Origin of the sequence: Aeromonas sp. 2HA2 (assembly GCF_029237345.1) — a bacterium.
Lineage (GTDB): Bacteria > Pseudomonadota > Gammaproteobacteria > Enterobacterales > Aeromonadaceae > Aeromonas > Aeromonas salmonicida.
Window position 1 is genome coordinate 82,864 of record NZ_JAACGB010000001.1, and the last position, 18,803, is coordinate 101,666.

The 18,803-nt window shown below is 59.8% G+C and carries 15 protein-coding genes; 10 read left to right on the forward strand and 5 right to left on the reverse strand.

Features of this window, described 5'->3' with window-relative positions; genetic code table 11:
- Positions 1 to 11: 11 nt before the first annotated feature.
- Complete coding sequence (locus tag GWQ29_RS00370) at positions 12 to 2,213, reverse strand: DNA internalization-related competence protein ComEC/Rec2 (protein WP_275918521.1); 2,202 nt, start codon at positions 2,211 to 2,213, stop codon at positions 12 to 14.
- Between the two features lie 27 nt (positions 2,214 to 2,240).
- Between GWQ29_RS00370 and GWQ29_RS00375 the strand changes: the two genes are divergently transcribed.
- The 3 genes from GWQ29_RS00375 to GWQ29_RS00385 all read left to right on the forward strand — a co-directional run bounded on the left by GWQ29_RS00375 (position 2,241) and on the right by GWQ29_RS00385 (position 4,907).
- Entirely contained in the window at positions 2,241 to 2,753 is a 513-nt protein-coding gene (locus tag GWQ29_RS00375; protein WP_021139626.1) for a DUF2062 domain-containing protein, read from the forward strand.
- Entirely contained in the window at positions 2,750 to 3,235 is a 486-nt protein-coding gene (locus GWQ29_RS00380) for a DUF2062 domain-containing protein (RefSeq protein ID WP_275918522.1), read from the forward strand. Before GWQ29_RS00375 ends, GWQ29_RS00380 begins: the two co-directional genes overlap by 4 nt.
- 160 nt (positions 3,236 to 3,395) lie before the next feature.
- Positions 3,396 to 4,907 carry a helicase HerA-like domain-containing protein gene (locus GWQ29_RS00385; protein ID WP_275918523.1) on the forward strand — a complete coding sequence of 504 codons (1,512 nt, stop codon included), beginning with the start codon at positions 3,396 to 3,398 and terminating at the stop codon, positions 4,905 to 4,907.
- An 88-nt stretch (positions 4,908 to 4,995) separates the two neighbouring features.
- Here the strand turns inward: GWQ29_RS00385 and GWQ29_RS00390 are convergent, their stop codons facing one another.
- From GWQ29_RS00390 to GWQ29_RS00400, 3 genes are all read right to left on the reverse strand, one after another.
- Entirely contained in the window at positions 4,996 to 6,186 is a 1,191-nt protein-coding gene (locus GWQ29_RS00390; protein ID WP_265462260.1) for an amino acid aminotransferase, read from the reverse strand.
- 173 nt (positions 6,187 to 6,359) lie between these two features.
- Positions 6,360 to 7,301, reverse strand: a complete 942-nt coding sequence (locus GWQ29_RS00395; protein WP_275918524.1) for a hypothetical protein — start codon at positions 7,299 to 7,301, stop codon at positions 6,360 to 6,362.
- A gap of 218 nt (positions 7,302 to 7,519) precedes the next feature.
- On the reverse strand, positions 7,520 to 8,590 hold the full coding sequence (locus GWQ29_RS00400; RefSeq protein ID WP_275918525.1) for a porin: 1,071 nt from the start codon (positions 8,588 to 8,590) through the stop codon (positions 7,520 to 7,522).
- Between the two features lie 381 nt (positions 8,591 to 8,971).
- Between GWQ29_RS00400 and dinG the strand changes: the two genes are divergently transcribed.
- From dinG to GWQ29_RS00415, 3 genes are all read left to right on the forward strand, one after another.
- The gene (gene dinG / locus GWQ29_RS00405; protein WP_275918526.1) at positions 8,972 to 11,044 is read left to right on the forward strand and encodes an ATP-dependent DNA helicase DinG; all 2,073 of its coding nucleotides are present in this window, start codon (positions 8,972 to 8,974) and stop codon (positions 11,042 to 11,044) included.
- A 174-nt stretch (positions 11,045 to 11,218) separates the two neighbouring features.
- On the forward strand, positions 11,219 to 11,878 hold the full coding sequence (locus tag GWQ29_RS00410; protein WP_265462262.1) for a DUF2057 domain-containing protein: 660 nt from the start codon (positions 11,219 to 11,221) through the stop codon (positions 11,876 to 11,878).
- Positions 11,879 to 11,942: 64 nt separating this feature from the next.
- Positions 11,943 to 12,872 carry a histone deacetylase gene (locus tag GWQ29_RS00415; RefSeq protein ID WP_275918527.1) on the forward strand — a complete coding sequence of 310 codons (930 nt, stop codon included), beginning with the start codon at positions 11,943 to 11,945 and terminating at the stop codon, positions 12,870 to 12,872.
- Between the two features lie 122 nt (positions 12,873 to 12,994).
- Here GWQ29_RS00415 and ylqF read toward each other — a convergent pair whose 3' ends face one another.
- Positions 12,995 to 13,945 carry a ribosome biogenesis GTPase YlqF gene (gene ylqF, locus GWQ29_RS00420; protein WP_058394178.1) on the reverse strand — a complete coding sequence of 317 codons (951 nt, stop codon included), beginning with the start codon at positions 13,943 to 13,945 and terminating at the stop codon, positions 12,995 to 12,997.
- Positions 13,946 to 14,279: 334 nt separating this feature from the next.
- Here ylqF and GWQ29_RS00425 point away from each other — a divergent pair, with 334 nt between their 5' ends.
- The 4 genes from GWQ29_RS00425 to GWQ29_RS00440 all read left to right on the forward strand — a co-directional run bounded on the left by GWQ29_RS00425 (position 14,280) and on the right by GWQ29_RS00440 (position 18,634).
- The gene (locus GWQ29_RS00425) at positions 14,280 to 15,671 is read left to right on the forward strand and encodes an alkaline phosphatase (RefSeq protein ID WP_011898561.1); all 1,392 of its coding nucleotides are present in this window, start codon (positions 14,280 to 14,282) and stop codon (positions 15,669 to 15,671) included.
- Between the two features lie 11 nt (positions 15,672 to 15,682).
- Entirely contained in the window at positions 15,683 to 17,074 is a 1,392-nt protein-coding gene (locus GWQ29_RS00430) for an alkaline phosphatase (RefSeq protein ID WP_275918528.1), read from the forward strand.
- 58 nt (positions 17,075 to 17,132) lie between these two features.
- Positions 17,133 to 17,819 (forward strand): hypothetical protein, encoded by a 687-nt coding sequence (locus tag GWQ29_RS00435; protein WP_265452839.1) that lies wholly within the window; start codon positions 17,133 to 17,135, stop codon positions 17,817 to 17,819.
- 80 nt (positions 17,820 to 17,899) lie between these two features.
- The gene (locus GWQ29_RS00440) at positions 17,900 to 18,634 is read left to right on the forward strand and encodes a transporter substrate-binding domain-containing protein (RefSeq protein WP_275918529.1); all 735 of its coding nucleotides are present in this window, start codon (positions 17,900 to 17,902) and stop codon (positions 18,632 to 18,634) included.
- Positions 18,635 to 18,803: the final 169 nt, after the last annotated feature.

The following is an 18,803-nucleotide window of genomic DNA, read 5'->3' on the forward strand; positions in this document are numbered from 1 at the left end:
GAAATGACGGATTAATGCCCAGGCCAAAGCTTGGGCATCCACCAGCTGCCACCTCGTCGATACCAGGGTCCCAAGTCGCGCTCGGCGCGGATATTGAGCCCGCCAGACGCGGGTTCAATCAGGATGGCGCCATCCTGTCCGGTCACCCATTGGCGAGCCTGTCCATACCTGGCAACCACTTCGGGGCGAGGAAAACCCCACTGATTGAGATACCCTGCGCTGTGTACCACATAGCCCGCCCCCACAGCCTCGACAAAGGGCACAGTGGATGAGGTGCGACTGCCGTGATGAGGACTCACCAACAGGGTGCTGACCAGCCCTTCTCCCTCCAGCAACACCAGGCGCTGCTCTGCACGCTGCTCTATATCCCCACTGAGCAGCACGCTGTGTTGGCCATCGCTGATGCGCACCACACAACTGTCGTTATTGCGGCCATGCCCCGGGCGTTTCGGCCACAGCACCGCAAACGTCAACCCTTGCCAGCGCCACTGCTGGCCACGCTCGCATAGCAACACTGCCGGCTCGAATGCAAACGAGGACAACTCCCCCCGCACCGGCAATGCCTTCAGCAAGAGTTGGCGATTACCGGCATGATCCCTGTCTTTATGGCTGATAATGAGCCGGTCCAGCTGCTTGATCCCAAGATGACCCAACACAGGCAAGATCACCGCTTGCGCCATGTTGTAGCCGCCGGGATAACTGTCGCCGGTATCATAGAGGATGGCCCGCTCACCTCGGCTGATCAGCACAGCCAACCCCTGCCCCACATCCAGCACACGCAACTGCCACCCTTCGGAAACAGGCCAAAAAGCCAATAACAGAGCGACACCACCTGGCAACCAGATCCAGCGCGCCTGATACCAGCGCCAACCGAGCCAGAGCAATAACAGCAGGGCGCACAGCGGTACCCACCAGCCGGGAAGTGGCCACCAGAGCTGGAATCTGGCAGCCAACCAGCCGAGCAGGCCCGTCACCCAACCGAGACCCAGATCTGCCACCCAGAAGAGCCCATGGCCCACTGCGGGTGAAAGCAGCGAACAGAGAACACCGAGCAAGGCCAGCGGAATAATGACAATGCAGAACAGCGGCAACGCCAGCAGGTTGATCATCATGGCCAATGGCGCTACGCCCTCGAACAGCGCCAGTTGCAGGGGTAACAGACCGAGTAACAACCATAACTGGAGCTGCCACAACCGTGGCTTGGCATTGAGATAGCCCACCAACAGCAAGATGGCGACTGCCAGAAACGAGAGCCAGAATCCAGCCGAAAAGAGAGCAAAAGGATCCCACAGGCAAAGCACCACAAACGCCCACAACCAGACCCGATAGGCGGGCCAATCCCGCTTGCTCCAGCGCAACAGGCTCCACACCAGCACCATGATGAGGGCACGCTCTGTGGCCACTGCAAACCCTGCCAGCCAGCTGTAAATGGCGGCAAACAGCAGGGCGACCACAATGCCCCCCCTCAGCCCGAACAGCCGCCCAAGCCACCAGCCGAGCACGGCGACCAATGCGATATGCTGGCCGGAGATGGCGATGATATGGGTCAGACCACCGCCACGAAAAAGATCCCACTGCTCATCGCTGATACCGTTGCGCTCGCCAAAGGTGAGGGCCGCGAGCAAGGGAGCCTGGGCCAATCCCTGCCAACTGGCGGTGGCCTTTGCCAGCCAGCGATCACGCAATCCCGGGGAAGCAAGGTCTATCTCGATGACCCGGCGCAGGTTGCCGGTGGCGGTGATCCCCTTGCCAAGCAGCAGACGTCGCCCATCCATCCCCGCCTCGTTGGCAAGACCATGGGCCGGTTTCAACGACGTCACCAGGGTCACTGAGCTGCCCGCCGGCATGGCTGGCAACTGTTGATAGGCGTTGACCCGGATCAGGGGCTCAGGCGTCACCTCTCGCTCATCGAGGGAGGTCACCCGCAGCAGCAGCCGGACAAATTTATCACCCTGAGGCTCTGCACTTTGCAGCCGTGCGGTTATGATGTGGCTCCCCTGCGCTCCCAGTTGATCCAACCAGGCGAGTCGATATGACAGATTGGCCTGCATCCAGAGGATGCCGAGCAGGAGAAACAGCAGCCGCCAGGCACGATAATATGCAAGGGGAACCAGCAGGCAGAGCATGACGCCCCCCCATGCGATGGAAGGCAACCATGGCCAGAGTAACGAGGAGCTTGCCCCCAGGGCAAACGACAACAAGCGCAGATCCATGGTGCAAGTATTTAGCAAGGTTTCAATATGCCCAAACGAATCATCAAACGCTGGATGCCGGATCAGAAGACGCTCAAAGAAAACAAGCGCTTGCAGCTGTTTGGTAACCTGTTGCTCGACAACAACCTCTGGCACCTCAATCGCCGTTCCGCCGCTGGCGCCTTCGGGGTCGGCCTCTTTATGGCCTGGATCCCCGTGCCCTGCCAGATGCTGCTGGCGGCTGGCGGCGCCATCGCCTGCCGGGTCAATCTGCCGCTGGCTGTCGCCCTGGTCTGGCTGACCAATCCCATTACCATGCCTCCCCTGTTTTATGCCGCCTATCGGGTTGGCTGCCTGCTGCTCGGCCACCCCGCCCAGCATGTCGACATCGAGTTTACCTGGCACTGGCTGAGCTCTGTGTTTGAAACCGTGGCACCGCCCCTGCTGCTGGGGTCACTGGCGTTGGCGATGCTGAGTTCTGTGCTCGGCTATGTCACGATCCGCCTGATGTGGCGTTTGAGCATCATTCGTCAATGGCGCCGCCGCAAGGCCCGTGCATGAAACTGCCCCGTCTCAAACTCGACCCCGATACCCTGCGCCAGCAGAAGTGGTTTGCGCTGTTTGGCGATCGCCTGCTGGCACCTGCCTTGTGGCAAGGTGGCAGTCGCGCCCTGAGCGGCGCCGTGGCGGCCGGTATCTTCGCCTGCTGGATCCCGGTCCCCATGCACTCGCTGATCGCCGTCGCTCTGGCGCTGGCGTTCAGTCTGAACCTGCCACTGGCCCTGCTGGCGGTCTGGTTCAACAACCCGGTAACGCTCCCCTTCATGTATCTCTATGCCTACCGCACCGGTTGTCTGGTGCTGCACAAGACGCCGGAACCGTTCCATCTCGCCTGGTCCCTGCACTGGCTTGAGCACGAAGCGGCAACTCTGGTGCCCCCTTTCCTGCTCGGCAGCCTCTTGCTGGCGGTACTGACGGCCATTCTGGGGGCTGTGCTGACGCTACTGTTGTTGCAACTGGGCAAGCTGATCCGTCCCCGCTGACCCGGCAACCCCTTGTCAAGACAGAGCTTGTCCTGACAAGGGGGCTATCCCCTTGCTTCCCCTTATCCCTTGCCTGCCCCCGCTTGCCATCATTTGGCTCTGCCGCCACACTCCTTGTAGCTAGCTGCCCCACACCACCTGCCAGGACAAGGAGTCCACCATGGCCGCACCACTGACACTGGCCTATGCCAATGGCCAACCGCTCTCCCTGCTGCCCGCCATGGCCAATCGCCATGGTCTCATCACAGGCGCCACCGGCACGGGTAAAACCGTCACACTGCAGGTACTGGCGGAGGGATTTTCCCGCCTCGGGGTGCCGGTCTTTCTGGCCGATGTAAAGGGAGATCTCAGCGGCCTGGGCGCCGCCGGTGCCAGGTCGAGCAAGCTGGATGCCCGACTTGCCCAGCTCGGTATCCCAGCCCCCGCCTTTGCCGCCAGCCCGACCCTTTTCTGGGATCTGTTCGCCGAGCAGGGGCACCCGGTGCGCGCCACCGTCTCCGACATGGGTCCCTTGCTGCTGGCCCGTTTGCTCGGCCTCAACGACACCCAGAGCGGGGTGCTGGAGCTGGTATTCAAGGTGGCGGACGACGAGGGCTTGCTGCTGCTCGATCTGAAAGACCTGCGCGCCATGGTGCAATTTACCGGTGAGAACGCCAAATCCCTGACCACTCGCTACGGCAATGTGTCGACCGCCTCCATCGGCGCCATCTTGCGCAATCTACTTACCCTGGAGAGCGCGGGGGGTGATCACTTCTTCGGTGAGCCCATGCTGGACATTCAGGACTTGCTGCAAACCGACGGGGTCGGCCACGGCCATATCAATGTGCTGGCGGCCAGCAAACTGACCCAGTCCAGCCGCCTCTATGCTTGCTTCCTGCTCTGGCTGCTGTCCGAGCTGTTCGAGCAATTGCCCGAAGTGGGCGATCCGGACAAACCCGTGCTGGTGTTCTTCTTCGACGAAGCTCATTTGCTGTTCAACGATGCCCCCAAGGCGCTGCTCGAAAAAATAGAGCTGGTGGTGCGCCTTATCCGCTCGAAAGGAGTGGGCGTCTATTTCGTGACCCAGAGCCCGGCCGATATTCCCGACAGCGTGCTGGGGCAATTGGGTAATCGGGTACAGCATGCCCTGCGCGCCTTTACTCCGAGTGACCAGAAAGCGGTGCGGACCGCCGCAAACACGCTACGCGCCAATCCGGCCTTCGACGCAGCTGGCGTCATCACAGAACTGGGGGTGGGCGAAGCCCTGGTCTCCCTGCTCGATGAGAAGGGTCGCCCGAGCGTAGTGGAACGCGCCTTTATCGCCCCGCCAGCCAGCCGTATCGGGCCCTTGAGCGAGGCCGAGCGGCTGGCGCTGATCCGGGGATCCCTGCTATACGGCAGATACGAGACCCGCGAGGATCGCGAATCGGCCTTCGAGCGACTCAATGACGGCAAGAGGGAAAATGCAGGCTCGCTGACTGACCCAAAAGAAACGCCGCCAGCGGCGGGAGGTCTGCTCGATACCCTCAACGGCATTCTGTTTGGCCGCACAGGCCCGCGAGGAGGCCAGCATGACGGTGTGGTGCAGACCGCAGCCAGGAGCGTGGCCCGCACCATAGGCAACGAAGTGGGGCGCCAGCTGGTACGCGGGGTGCTCGGCTCTCTGCTGGGGGGGAACAAGCGACGTCGCTGAGGTGCAAACAGCAGGAACGAAAAAGCCCGCCAGAGATCCTGGCGGGCTTTTTACTGAGCGAATACATCACCGAACAACGAGGGCTCGCTTACAGCACCTTGGCGATGGCCTCGCACAGGGGATCTATGTTGGCACGGGTGATCCCGGCCACGCTGATCCGGCCTGAACCGACGATGTAGATGGCAAACTCGCTCTTGAGCTGTTCAACCTGATCCTTGGAGAGACCGGAGAAGGAGAACATGCCGTTCTGCTCGCGGATAAAGCTGAAGTCCTGGCTCACGCCGAGGGCCGCCAGCTTCTCTACCAGCAGCTCGCGCATCTCGCGAATGCGCACCCGCATGGCCGCCACCTCTTCTACCCACTCTGCGTAGAGGGCCGGATCACTCACCACGGCAGTGACGACAGCGGCACCGTGTGACGGCGGGTTGGAATAGTTGGCACGGATAACGGTCTTGACCTGGGTAAAGGCCACATCGGCAATCTCTTTGCGCGCGCTGACCAGAGTGAAGGCGCCGACCCGCTCGTTGTAGAGGCCGAAGTTTTTGGAGAAAGAGCTCGCCACCAGCAACTCGTCATGGCACTCGGCAAAGATGCGCAGACCTTCGGCATCTTCTTCAATACCACGGGCAAAGCCCTGATAGGCGAAGTCAAACAGCGGCAACCAGCCAGCGGCGGCGCTCTGCTTGGCCAGGGCGCGCCACTGATCGCAGGTGGGGTCGATGCCGGTCGGGTTGTGGCAGCAACCGTGCAGCAGCACCAGTTCACCTGGCTGAACCTCGGCCAGCGAGGCCTGCATGGCGGCAAAGTCGAGCCCCTTGGTAGCGGCATCATAGTATTTGTACCACTTGACGGTCAGACCGGCAGCCTGGAACACGCTCACATGGTTGGCCCAGGTGGGATCGGAGATCCAGATGGTCTTGGCCAGACCGTTGCGCACCACGAACTCGGCGGCGATGCGCAGGGCACCGGTACCGCCCGGCGCCTGAGCTGTCTTGGCGCGACCGCTGGCGACCAGCGCTGAATCTTGCCCGAACAGCAGTTGCTGCACGATGCGGCCATATTCGATATTGCCTTCAATACCGAGGTAGTTCTTGGTCTTCTCGTCGGTAAGCAGCTTCTGTTCTGCTTTCTTGACACAGTGAAGGATTGGGGTAGCTCCGGTCTCATCCTTGTAGATCCCGACCCCCAGATTGATCTTGTGGCTGCGAGAGTCAGCGCGGAAGGCTTCGGTCAAGCCCAGGATCGGATCCGCCGGGGCGGCAACAACCTTTTCAAACATGGTATTCCCTGTATTCCGTTGAGTTCGTTGGTGGCAAAGCGTGTTGGTAAACCGTCTGTCGCACGCAAAAACGTGGCAGACAAAAGCGCCCGTTTGACGAGCGCTTCGTCAACTCTTTATATCACTGCGCTCAATGGGGGAAAACCGCTTTCTCAACGGCATCTGCGGCAATATCAACCGATGGCATGCCATGCTGGCGCCAGGGCGCACACCTCGGCAGACAAGCCACCATTGGACTCAACCAAACCGCTACAAACTGCTAACAAAGGCTTGGGAATACGGCTCGGTTCCCAGGGGCGGGAATCGGTCAGCGGCTGGGCATAGGCTGCCATTATGGGGGGCAAGCCGGTTGGCAACCACCAGCTGGCAGGACGACCGAGCCGCTGGGCCAGTGCCAATACCCGATCCACTCCGGCAGGGTCGAGGGAGGTGAGGTGGCTCCACTGTACCTTGGGCGGCAACGCCGCCACCATCTGCTGCAAGGCGAGCTGGGCAGTAGCGGGTGCCCATACCAGCAGGGTTCCTGCACAAAGGCTTAGCTCAGCAAAGGCACCTACACTGTCGGTGGTGATCACCCGCTCAATCTCCCCCTCCCCCCACAGTATCTTGCCAAGGCCTGACAGTGTGCGCTCCGGCACAGCCACTTCCCCCAGCGCCTGCAACCAGGGCGCTGCATCGAGCAGGGTGCCACCGCTGAAAAACAGGCTGAAAGGCACAGGCGCTCGCAGCCGCAGCAGCTGATCGGCACAGAGCCGAATTCCCTTGTCCTCGAAATCGATCTGCTCGACCGGACTGAAGGTAGCCTCAGGTTTACGATAGAGTGCTGCCAGTACCCGATCGTTGACTCGCTCCCCCAGTTGCCAGCCATGGGCCTGCAGCCACTCTTCAGGCTCAGGGGGCGCGGTGGCAATCTCGGCCAGCATCAGCTCGCGAGTCAGGTAACGCCGTCCGGCCGGGGTCAGCTCATAACTGTGATTGCCAAGGGCAAGCAGCAACTGGTTGTCCTTGAGCAAACCCACCAACGGCAGGTACTGACGAGCCCGGACCACCACAGGAGAGTGGTCCAGTAACTGGCGGGCCAGTTGCCGCCATTGCGGGTGACTGAAGTCAATCAAGCGTTGCCCTTCCCTGTTTGTCGAGCATCCTTCAACGAGTGGAATAATCTAGCGATTCACTGGCAGAGAGCCAAGGGCAAAAAAGAGACAACGTGAACTGGCGCAGGCGGAAATGGGGAAGAATAAATGAAGCAGGCAGAAAACACGTCAGGATCGGATAAAGCAAAACGGCCAAGCAAGCTTGGCCGTTTATCAACTCAATCTACGCCAAGGCTAGATTAGAAGTTGTATTGCAGGGCGACAGTCCACTCGTCGTCCTTCTTGTCGATACCCTGGATTTTGTACTCGGTATAGGCTTTCAGCTTGGAAGTGAAGTTGTACTGAACACCCAGCAGGGTTTCATCAATCTGATCTTTGTACTCGGAACCAGCGGAATTGGAGTTGACCTTAGCTTCGGTGAAGTTGTAACCGGCCAGGAAGGTCCAGGCGTCAACATTGTAAGAAGCAGCCAGCTCGTAGCCACGGCCCTTGTCCTTGTCACCACTAGTGGTGGTGTCATATTTCAGGTCGCCCTGGGTGTAAACACCGGCGAAGTAGAAACCATTGACTGCATAATGTGCACCCAGTGCCCACTCTTTCTTGTCACCGTTGCGATTGGTGACAGAGTTTTCGAGGTCAGAGTAAGCATAACCAGCGTTCAGACCCAGACCGAAGTCGAAGTCATAGCCAGCGGCAGCGGCATAACCGTAGTTACGCTTTACATTCGGGCCATAAACGGCAGTTTCTTTGATGCCTTGACCGACGTCAGTGACTTTAACAGCCTTGTCGTCGTTGGTTTGATAGGACAGCTTGCCTTTGAAACCACCGTAGGTGTTGGAGTAGATCACCTGGCCTTCTTGACGACCGTCGTAGAAGTTACCGGCATCACCCCATTCGTTGAAGATGTCGGTCGGTTCCAGCACGTCATAAAAAGCGGTATCGGTCTGACCGAAGATGATCTTGCCGTACTGGGTGCCATCAAAACCTACGTAGAGGTGACGAGTATCAAACTTGGAACCATCAGAGTTCTCGGCAGAAACTTGCCACTCGGTCTTGGCGATACCAGACCAGGTGTTGTTCAGCGCAACTTTGCCGGACCAACCCAGACGGGAAGAACCAACCAGCTCACCGTCAACATCCTTGTAGCCGGATGCTGCGGTAGCGTCGGCGGTGTTGTGGTCACCGTAGTAGTTAGCCTGTACGCGGCCATATACGTCAAAGGTGGTACCGTCTTTGTCATAGATCACTGCGGCGTTAGCGGCGGATGCAAACAGAGCCGGGATAGCAATAGCCAGAATTGTCTTTTTCATAGTTTCCAATGCCTACTGTAATTAAACACTAAGTTGTTGTTATTCCCTGTGTTAGCGATGTTCTTTGCATCACTATGCAGCCGAGACTAGCACCGGATTTTTTGAACCGCAATGAAAAAACTTGGAACTTTCTACCAAACACATGGTCTTAGCGAAAAAAGTGTGATCTGAATCTCATATTATTTGCATGCCAAGGGAAAACGTTTACAGCGATAATCGCTGGCTTTATCAGGCCACTTTGGTGATTTATCGCACAATGGCGACGGCGCGCCTTATAAATAGAAGAAGAGGTCAAATTTGTGCGCTGAGCCATGCCTCGACCCGGGTTGGCAGTTACAGGTATCCTGTCTCCCTTCACTCCCCGAAACGGTCCTTTCTTTCATGCTCTCTACCCGCCTCAAAGCCGCCATTCGCAATACCTATCGTCAAATTGCCGATGGTTTACCCGGTTTTGTACCGCGCAAGGAGCAGAATTTTCTGGTAGCGGAGATCGCCAAGACCCTGACCGGGGAATATGACAAGCAGCGCCGTATTCTGGTGGCCGAAGCGGGCACTGGTATCGGTAAATCCCTCTCCTATGCCCAGGGCGCCATTCCGGTGGCACGGCTGACCCAGAAGAAGCTGGTGATCTCCACCGCCACTGTCGCCCTGCAAGAGCAGTTGATCCACAAGGACCTGCCCTTTTATCACCGCCACAGCGAACTGCCATTTCGCTTTATGCTGGTCAAGGGCCGTCAACGTTACTGCTGCGAGCATCTGCTGGAGCAAGCTGCCAGCGGTACCGAAATGGCCAACTTCGAATTCAACTTCGACGCACTCAGCAAACACAAGCCATCCGACTCTGACAAGGAACGCTATCAGGCGCTGTGGCAAGCTTATACAGACGGAAAATGGGACGGCGATCGGGACAACTGGCCAACGCCCATTCCCGATCTCTGCTGGAATCGCATCGCTGCCGACCGCCATACCTGCAACAAGGCGCTGAGCCATCATCAGCACTGCCCCTTCCATCGCGCCCGCAACGACATGGATGCCGCCGATGTGCTGGTGGTGAACCATGCCCTGCTGCTCTCGGATCTCACCATGGGTGGCGGCATCATTTTGCCGCCACCCGATGAGTGCCTCTATGTACTGGATGAAGCCCACCACCTGCCCACCATAGCCCGGGATCACGGCGCCGCCTCGGCGAGCGTCAAGGGTTCCCGCCGCTGGCTGGAAAAGTTGACGCAAAGCGCAGGCAAACTGGCCAGAACGCTGAACAAGGACAGCCTGCTCGATCCCCAGTTGAAGCTGCAGGATGCGCTGGCCTCACTGCAACCGGATCTCAAGGCACTGGATCAGTGGCTGGGTGCCAACGACAAGCTGTTCAATGGCGAGGCACATTATCGATTCGCCGAAGGCGTGTTGCCCGATCCCCTGCCCATGCTGGCGGAAAATCTGAAAGAGGCGAGCAAGAAGGCGCTGCGGGCACTGGACAGGATGCAGGGTGCCATTGGCGAAGCCTTGAAGGATGGCGAGATCCGGCGCAAGGAGGCCGAGCTCCTGCTGGCGGAGAGCGGCTTCTACCTGCAACGGCTGGAGAGTTTCTGCGCCCTGTGGGAGATGCTGGGGCGCCATGTGCCCGAGGGCAAGACACCGCTCGCTCGCTGGATGGCCAAGAGCGATGATGGCGACATCTGGTTGCACGCCTCCCCCATAGAGGTGGGTTATCTGCTGGAGGAGTGGCTCTGGTCCAAATGCCTCGGTGCCGTGCTGGTGTCAGCCACCCTCACAGCCCTCTCCTCTTTCAGCTATTTTCGCCATCAGGTGGGACTGAAAGAGCATGACGGCACCCGTTATCTGCGCCTGCGCTCCCCGTTTGACTACCAAAAAGCCGAGCTCTATCTGCCCAAGATGGAACATGAGCCCAGCTCCCCCGCCTTTACCGAGGAGCTCATCAGCGTGCTGCCCCGCATACTGGCAGGCAAGGAGGCAAGCCTGGTGCTCTTTTCCTCCTATCGGCAGATGAACGAAGTAGTGGCAGGGCTGAGGGCCAAGGGACTCTCCTTGCTGGTACAGGGTGAGGCATCCCGCAATGCACTGCTCACTCTGCACAAACAAAAATGCGATGGCGGTCAGCCCAGCATTCTATTTGGCACCGGCAGCTTCTCGGAAGGGCTGGACTTGCCCGGTCACTACCTCACCAACCTAGTGATCACCAAACTGCCGTTTGCGGTGCCCAACTCGCCAGTGGAAGAGGCCACCGCCGAGTGGGTAGAGAAACGGGGTGGCAACCCCTTCCTGCAACTGACGGTGCCGGAAGCCTCTCGCAAGCTGATCCAGGCCTGCGGCCGCCTCATTCGCAAAGAGGCGGATCGGGGCCGGGTCACCATCCTCGACAGGCGTCTGCTGACCAAGCGCTATGGCAAGGGACTGCTCGATGCATTGCCCCCCTTCAGTCGCCGGATTGAATAGGGCCAGCTCTGAACTGGCCAGCATGGCCCACTGGCATGACCACTGTTTCATAGCAAAGTGAGCAGCAGGGTAAATATGAGGCACCATAAACGCCTATTGCCGCCCTTGGGCAAACCTGTAAAAATGAGCCCCTGTTTTTCAGTGGGCAATCGCCTGACTGTTCAAGGAGATGAAATGAAACTGACTGTTCTGGTGCCGGCTCTGGCTGGTCTTTTGTGGGCAGGTAGTGCCCTGGCCGATGCCCAATTGGAAGTCACCAATCCTTATGTTGCCCAGTTGATCGATGGCCAACCCATCAATCCCAAGCTGCTCGACAAGAGCAACACCTACCCCATCAAGGCGGGTGACCATCAACTGGTCGTCGCCTTCGAAGGCAACTACTCCAGCCGTAGCGACATCAAACTGGTGACCGCCGAGCCGCTGGTGATCAACTTCACCGCAGCCGACAACCAGAAACTGGTACTGGACTTCAAGAAGCCGCGCAACGAAAGCGAAGCCAAGCAGTTTGTAAAGGATCAAAAAGTCGTTCTGAAAGACAAGAACAGCGGCCAAATCGTTGCCAGCGAGCAGTTCGTGATGCCAAAGGTCGAAGGCTTCCAGCTGACCCGTGACTATCAGCAAGAGCTGCTGGGCATGGGCAAAGCCTTCAACCAGCCGACCACAGTCGCCGTTTCTACCGCCGCCGTCATGGCCGCCGCCAGCGCGCCGGTACAGGTTGCCCCGAGCAAGGCTCAGAGCAATCCGGAAGCCCTGACCCAGCTGCAGAGCTGGTACAACAAGGCCGACGCAGAAACCCGCAAAGCCTTCCAGATCTGGATTATCCAGCAGCAGTAATGGCGTATCGTGCAAAAAGGGGAGCCTGGCTCCCCTTTTTCATACCCCATCCGGTCTGACACCCATGTCACTGCGCATCTTCCATCACCCTTATTACTCCTCTCTGGCGCTGCCCGCACGCCATCGCTTTCCCCTGGCAAAATACCAGGCCCTGTTTCAGACGCTCAGCACCAGGGGCTATCCGCTTCAAGAGACACAAGCCGCAACCCGAGCGCAGATCTGCCGGGTTCACGACAGTGACTATGTGAGTGCCGCACTTGCAGGCCAGCTTGATGATAACGCCATTCGCCAGCTCGGTTTTCCCTGGTCGCCACGGCTCATCGAGCGCACCCTGCTCTCGGTCGGGGCTACCCTGGCCGCCAGCCGCCACGCTCTCGAACAGGGCTGCGGACTGCAGATATCCGGCGGCTATCACCACGCCCACCGGGCTCATGGCAGCGGTTTTTGTCTGTTCAACGATCTGGTGATTGCTGCGCAAACCTGCCTGGACGAGGGACGCTGCGATCAGGTGCTGATCGTGGACCTCGATGTCCATCAGGGGGATGGCAGCGCCGCCCTTTGTGCCGGGCGGCGTGACATCATCACGCTGTCGCTGCACGGGGAGCACAACTTTCCCCGCCACAAGCCGGCCTCTCATCTGGACTTTGCCCTGCCAAGCGGCATGCAGGACGATGCCTATCTCGACACCCTGGCGCAGGCACTCACTCTGGCGCTGCGCCTGTACAATCCCGACCTCGTCCTCTATCAGGCTGGGGTCGATGTGCACCATGCCGACGAGCTCGGCTATCTGGCCTTGAGTGATGAAGGCATTCGCCAGCGGGATGCCATGGTATTTGACTGTGCAATCAAGCATGGGTTGCCTGTCGCCGCTGTGCCCGGTGGTGGTTACCGTCGGGAATGGCAACAGCTGATCCCGCTGCACATGACGCTGTTTGAGGAAGCGCGCAAGCGCTTTGGCCAAACCAGCATGCCTGCCGTGTACCAGGATTCATAAAAAGAAGAGGCGACCCCTTGGGTCGCCTCTTCTTTATTATCTTGTCTCTTTACCTCAACCACACAGGCGTCAAACGGTCCGCTCACGCTTCGCGAACCTGCCTTGGCGGGATAACGTTGAACCTACTTTTGACGCTTCCTGGCGTACTTGCGACGGGCGCGCGCCTGACGCTCATCTTCCCGCTCGGCCTTCTCCTTGGCCTTTTGCGCCGCGTCCTCTTCGGCCGCGACTATCTCGACACTCACCATCTCGGGAGTTTCCAGCGAGATGCGGCCCAGCAGGCCGGAGCGGAACTCGTTCACCAGGATTTCTGACGCCTTGTGCAGGTCGGCCAGGCCGCCTTTGCGCATGAAGGCGCGCTGGCGGGCGATCATCTCCAGCAGCTCGATCTCGGTTTCCGGCAGTTCGCTAATCTGGTAGCGCGCCTTGATGCGCTCCGGATAGGCCTTGATAAAGTAGTCGGCGGCGAACATGGCGATGTCGGCATAGTCAAATACCGTGTCCTTGATGGCCGCCGTGACCGCCAGACGATAACCGCAGGAGGGCGGGTTGAGCTTGGGCCAGAGGAAACCGGGGGTATCTGTCAGGACGACGTTGTTGTCCAGCTTGATCCGCTGCTGGGACTTGGTCACCCCTGCCTCGTTGCCCGTCCGGGCTATGATGCGACCCGCCAGGGTATTGATCAGGGTGGATTTGCCCACGTTGGGGATCCCCATGATCATGGCCCGCACGCCGCGCAGCTCCAGGTTGCGCTCCGGCAGCATCTCGTGGCACAGGGTCAGCAGCTGCTTGATCTTCTCGGGCTCCTGCTGGGTCAGCGGCAGGGCCTTGATCCCTTTCTCCTTTTCCATGTGGGCCACCCACAGCGCCGTGATCTCGGGGTCGGCGAGATCCGCCTTGTTCAGCACCTTGATCACAGGGGTATCGCCACGCAGCTCGGGCACCAGCGGGTTTTCGCTGGAGAAGGGGATGCGGGCATCGAGCATCTCTATGATGACATCGACCTGTGGCATGACCTCGGCAATCTCTTTGCGGGCCTTGTGCATGTGGCCGGGGAACCAGTTGATGGACATATCCGTTACTCTCTAAATAGGGGCTGCGGGCGCTGGCTTGCTATGGAACGAGCGGCGGGCGATGGCAGACGTCAGGCGTCGCAAGGGGGCGCATTTTACCTGCTGGCGCCCCGATTTGACAGGTCATTCTAGCCATCAGGCCATAAAACCACCAAGCCGCCATGAAGGGAGAAGGATGGCGGCCCGGTACCAATCTCCCTCAGCAATTGACACATAACACACTGATATAATGTAACATTTATTTCATCTTTTCATACAACCGTCACCGATAATCAGTAAAAGTGTCATCTCCTGCCTCTAGGCTGCGCTCAGGTTTTACAAGGAGCGAACCCCAATGAGAAAAATGGCAGGACTTGCATTGATGATCGGCGCCGCCCTGGCTGCCGGCTGCAACTCCAACAACGACAGCACCACACCCGACCCCAGCGCCAGGAACGTCATCTTCTTTCTCGGTGACGGCATGGGCCTCAATACCCTGACGGCTGCCCGCATCTACGGTGTCGGTGAAGAGGGCAGTCTCACCATCGATACCCTGCCAGAGACGGCCTTTATCAAGACCTTCTCCCACGATGCCCAGGTCACAGATTCCGCTCCTTCCATGGCGGCCTACATGACAGGGGTCAAGAGCAACAACGGCGTCATCAGCATGGACGGCGATGCCACCTATGAAAACGACTGCAGCAAGAGTGCCGGCAAGCCGGTCACCACACTGCTGGAGCTGGCCAAGGCCGACGGTCGCGGTACCGGTGTCGTCACCAGCACCCGGGTCACCCACGCCACACCGGCTGCCACCTATGCCCATATCTGCAACCGGGATCTGGAAAATGACATCGCCGTCCAGCTGGTGCCGGGCGGCGCCGGTTACAACGGCGCCCTGAAAGAGGGGCTGGATGTGGTGCTCGGCGGTGGCAGCGGCTTCTTCCTGCCAAAAGCCGACAAGGGCAAGCGGGAGGATGGCCGCAATCTCATCAGCGAGATGCAGGCCAAGGGCTACCAGTTTGCCAGCAACCTGAGCGAGTTGAACAAGGCCGAGGCGGGCAAGCCGCTGCTGGGACTGTTCGGTTCGAGCCACATGAAATATGAACTGGACCGCCCGGCCGATGAGCCTTCACTGGCCCAGATGACGCTTGCCGCCATCAAGCAGCTCAAGGACAAGGAGAAGGGTTACTTCCTGATGGTGGAAGGGGGCCGCATCGATCACGCCCTGCACGACACCAACGCCAAGCGTGCCTTGCAAGATACCCTCGCCTTCGACAACGCCATCAAGGCCGCCATCGATGAGGTGAAAAAAACCGACCCCGAGCTGAAGAACACCCTGATAGTGGTCACCGCCGACCATGACCATACGCTCGTGCTCAACGGTTATGCCAAACGCACCGGTAAGACCACCACAGGCAACCCGGGTGTGCTCGGGCTGGTGAAGAACTACCAAACCGGTGAACCCAGCAAGGATGCCGATGGCATGCCTTACACCATCATCGGCTTTGGCAACGGCTACAACCGGGTGGATGGCCCGCGCAGCAGCGTGGCACCGCTGGACGATGCCACCGTCTCCGCCAACGACTATCACCAGGAGGTCGTGGTCAAGGTCGGCGACATTGGCAACGAAACCCACGGCGGTACCGACGTCTTCCTCGGCGCCATCGGCCAGGGAGCGGACAGCTTCCACGGCTCTCTCGATAACACGGCCGTCTTTGGCAAGGTCAAGGCTGCAGCCAAGCTGTAAGGAGCACTTTCATGAGCAAACAGATGAATACATCCATCAAGCACACGCTGGTCTGCGCAGCCCTGTTCAGTGCGCTGGGCGCAACCACCCAGGCACAGGCCGGTGACGCCAAAAACGTCATTCTCTTTATCGGTGATGGCATGGGCCCCACAGTGCTCACCGCCACCCGCCTGTTCAAGGTGGGGGAAGAGGGCAACCTGGAGATGATGAAGCTGCCGCGCACGGCCCGCATCAAAACCTTCTCCAACGATGCCCAGACCACGGATTCGGCCCCCTCCATGGCGGCCTATACCACGGGTGTCAAGATGAACAACGAGGTGATCGCCATGAGCAGCGACACCCTGGCCGTGGCGCCCGGCAAGGATGCCAACGGCAACAAGGGCATCAACAATTGCACCGCCGACAACGGCAAGCCGGCGCCCACCATACTGGAGCTGGCCAAGGCGGCCGGCAAGTCGGTTGGCGCCGTCACCACCACAGAGCTGACCCATGCCACCCCGGCGGCCACCTATTCCCACATCTGCCACAGAGATGCGGCCTATGCCATCGCCGAACAGGCGGTGCCGGGCGGCGCCGGCTTCAACACCGCCCTCGGGGATGGGGTCGATGTGCTGATGGGGGGCGGTGCCAATCACTGGACCCCTTACAGCGCCAGCAATAAAGGTGGCCGCGCCGATGGTCGGGATCTCACCGCCGAGCTGGCCGCTCAAGGATACAACTATGTCACCACCCAGAGCGAGCTGGCCAAGGTCAGCAGCGGCAAGGTGCTGGGTCTGTTCAGCACCAAATCCCACCTCGATTACGAGCTGGACCGCGTCGCCAAGGGGGATGCCAATACCCAGCCGTCCCTGGCCGAAATGACCGCCAAGGCGATCGATCTCTTGAGCCAGAACAGTCAGGGTTACTTCCTGATGGTGGAAGGGGGCCGTATCGATCACGCCCTGCATGGCACCAACGCCAAGCGTGCCCTCACCGATGCGGTGGCACTGGATGAAGCGGTCAAGACGGCGCTGGGCAAGGTGGATCTGAAAGATACGCTGGTCGTAGTGACTGCCGACCATGACCACACCATGACCATCAACGGCTACTCCGCCAAGGGCAACCCTGTGCTGGATCTGGTCAAGAGCGGTGATGGCTCGACCCAGAACGACGTGGATGGCAAACCCTTCACGACCCTGGTGTTTGGCAACGGCCCCAACCGCCCCGATGTGCGCCCGACCCTCACCAGCGACGAGGTGATGGGTAACGACTACCTGCAGGAGACAGGCGTCAAGCTGGGCTCCGAGACCCACGGTGGCGGTGACGTCATGCTGTTCGCCGATGGCGCCGGCAGCAGCCGCTTCAAGGGCACCCTGGACAATACCAAGGTGTTCGGCAAACTGCGGGAGGCGCTCGGCCTGTAAGCAGCGGGGGCCCGGCTTCACCCTGAGCCCGGGCCCCGGCTCTTTCGAGCGACAGATGATGATGCGATGCTTGCTTCCTTTATTGCTGCTCGGCAGCACCTTCTCTTTTCATGTCCATGCCGATGACACGCCCCCGGATCTCGCCGCCCGGATCAGCTATCAGGACAGGGTCACCAGCAGCGATGGCATAGCCCGGGAGAACCATTGGCAGGAAAAATGGATACGGGTCGACAACCAGGTGTGGAGCCAGCGATTGATCCCCCTGCCCCTGGCCCGTGCCTATCACGCCACCCACGATGCTACCCCTGGCCACAAACACTTCACCCACCAGATGGCGGCCCGCTGGGTAACCCGCGACACGCGCGGTGAGCTGCAACTGCGCTACGCCGACGCCTGGCACAACCAGTTGGTGGAGGTGCCGGTGGAAGAGTATGGTCAGGTGGCCTTCAAACCGGATTGGGAGCGGATCCGCTACCTCATCAACCCGGCCCTGTTGCAAGAGATGACCCCGCTCGATGAGGCGGCTCCCGAGCAGGCACGCTGGTATGAAAAACGCGAGGGCAAACAGCGCACCCGCATCCTCTGGTCCAGCCGATGGCAGATACCCCTGGTGGTGGAATCCGCCAGCCTGGACGGTTATCGCAGCTACCGGATGGAGGTCACTCTCAAATCCTTGCCAAAGCAGTTGCCCTGGCTGCAACTGGACGGTTATCAGATCCTGGATCTGCGGGACTTCTTCGACTGACGCGCTCCCCTGCATGGGGTGAGCTGACTTGCGGTAACGGGATGTTACACTCTGTGTACTCATCCCGGATCCGGCCTCTTATGCGCATTCCCGTTTTGCTCCTGCTGCTCTGCACCACCCTCTTCGCTGGCGCTCAGGCCCACGCCGTCGTGGTCCTTGCAGCCGAGATCCCCCCTTATGTCATTCGCTCCAACCAGGGAGCTCCGAGCGGCATGGCCATAGAGGTACTGGAAGAAGCAGCCCGTCGCCTCAAGGAGCCCTTGACCATAGAGCTGATGCCGCTGGCCCGCGCCCTCAGCCAGACTCACTATCGCCAGGATGTGCTGCTGCTGCCACCGGCCAGAACCCCCCAGCGTGAACCCCTGCTTCTCTGGGTTGCCCCCCTGCTGGACGAAGCCTTCGTGCTGGTGGGCCATCGCCAATTCCACCCGGCGCCACTCACTGTCAAAACATTGCCAGGCCTGACCATAGGGGTGATGCGTGGCTCCCACGGTCAGAACCTGATCCAGCCGCTTGGTCGGGTGAAGCAGGACCCGGTCACCGACGAGGTCAGCAATGCCAACAAGCTGGCCCGAAACCGCATTCAGGGCTGGGCCGTTGCCTGGAATACGGCCCGTTACAACCAGCAGCAGGCGGGCTTGCCACTGACGGATCTGGTGCGTGGCGATACTCTGCAAGAGAGCACCCTCTATCTTGCCGCCAGCCCCCGTTTTCCCCCTGCCGACGCGCTGCGTTGGCGCACAACCATTCTGGCCATGCACGACGATGGCAGCCTGGCCCGCATCCTCAAGCAGTACGATTATCAGGCCCCCTGACAACCCTATCAGGATAATTGCCAAAGCAGTCCAGAATGGTTATGGTATCCCCATGAAAGCGTTCAAGATTTTTCCAAGCCAGCTCACACCCCGTTGAGCCCCCGCCCTCGCCCCTGACAGCGAGTCGTTCGGGGGCATCGCCTTCCCGATCTGTTTTTTCGTATCCAAT

What these genes read in the sequence shown, in the direction of transcription:
- GWQ29_RS00435 (WP_265452839.1), top strand. Translation starts at nt 17,133, where the DNA reads ATGATGCGATGCTTGCTTCCTTTATTGCTGCTCGGCAGCACCTTCTCT.
- GWQ29_RS00390 (WP_265462260.1), bottom strand. Translation starts at nt 6,186, where the DNA reads ATGTTTGAAAAGGTTGTTGCCGCCCCGGCGGATCCGATCCTGGGCTTG.
- GWQ29_RS00380 (WP_275918522.1), top strand. Translation starts at nt 2,750, where the DNA reads ATGAAACTGCCCCGTCTCAAACTCGACCCCGATACCCTGCGCCAGCAG.
- GWQ29_RS00375 (WP_021139626.1), top strand. Translation starts at nt 2,241, where the DNA reads ATGCCCAAACGAATCATCAAACGCTGGATGCCGGATCAGAAGACGCTC.
- GWQ29_RS00410 (WP_265462262.1), top strand. Translation starts at nt 11,219, where the DNA reads ATGAAACTGACTGTTCTGGTGCCGGCTCTGGCTGGTCTTTTGTGGGCA.
- GWQ29_RS00425 (WP_011898561.1), top strand. Translation starts at nt 14,280, where the DNA reads ATGAGAAAAATGGCAGGACTTGCATTGATGATCGGCGCCGCCCTGGCT.
- GWQ29_RS00415 (WP_275918527.1), top strand. Translation starts at nt 11,943, where the DNA reads ATGTCACTGCGCATCTTCCATCACCCTTATTACTCCTCTCTGGCGCTG.
- dinG (WP_275918526.1), top strand. Translation starts at nt 8,972, where the DNA reads ATGCTCTCTACCCGCCTCAAAGCCGCCATTCGCAATACCTATCGTCAA.
- GWQ29_RS00385 (WP_275918523.1), top strand. Translation starts at nt 3,396, where the DNA reads ATGGCCGCACCACTGACACTGGCCTATGCCAATGGCCAACCGCTCTCC.
- GWQ29_RS00370 (WP_275918521.1), bottom strand. Translation starts at nt 2,213, where the DNA reads ATGGATCTGCGCTTGTTGTCGTTTGCCCTGGGGGCAAGCTCCTCGTTA.
- ylqF (WP_058394178.1), bottom strand. Translation starts at nt 13,945, where the DNA reads ATGTCCATCAACTGGTTCCCCGGCCACATGCACAAGGCCCGCAAAGAG.
- GWQ29_RS00400 (WP_275918525.1), bottom strand. Translation starts at nt 8,590, where the DNA reads ATGAAAAAGACAATTCTGGCTATTGCTATCCCGGCTCTGTTTGCATCC.
- GWQ29_RS00440 (WP_275918529.1), top strand. Translation starts at nt 17,900, where the DNA reads ATGCGCATTCCCGTTTTGCTCCTGCTGCTCTGCACCACCCTCTTCGCT.
- GWQ29_RS00430 (WP_275918528.1), top strand. Translation starts at nt 15,683, where the DNA reads ATGAGCAAACAGATGAATACATCCATCAAGCACACGCTGGTCTGCGCA.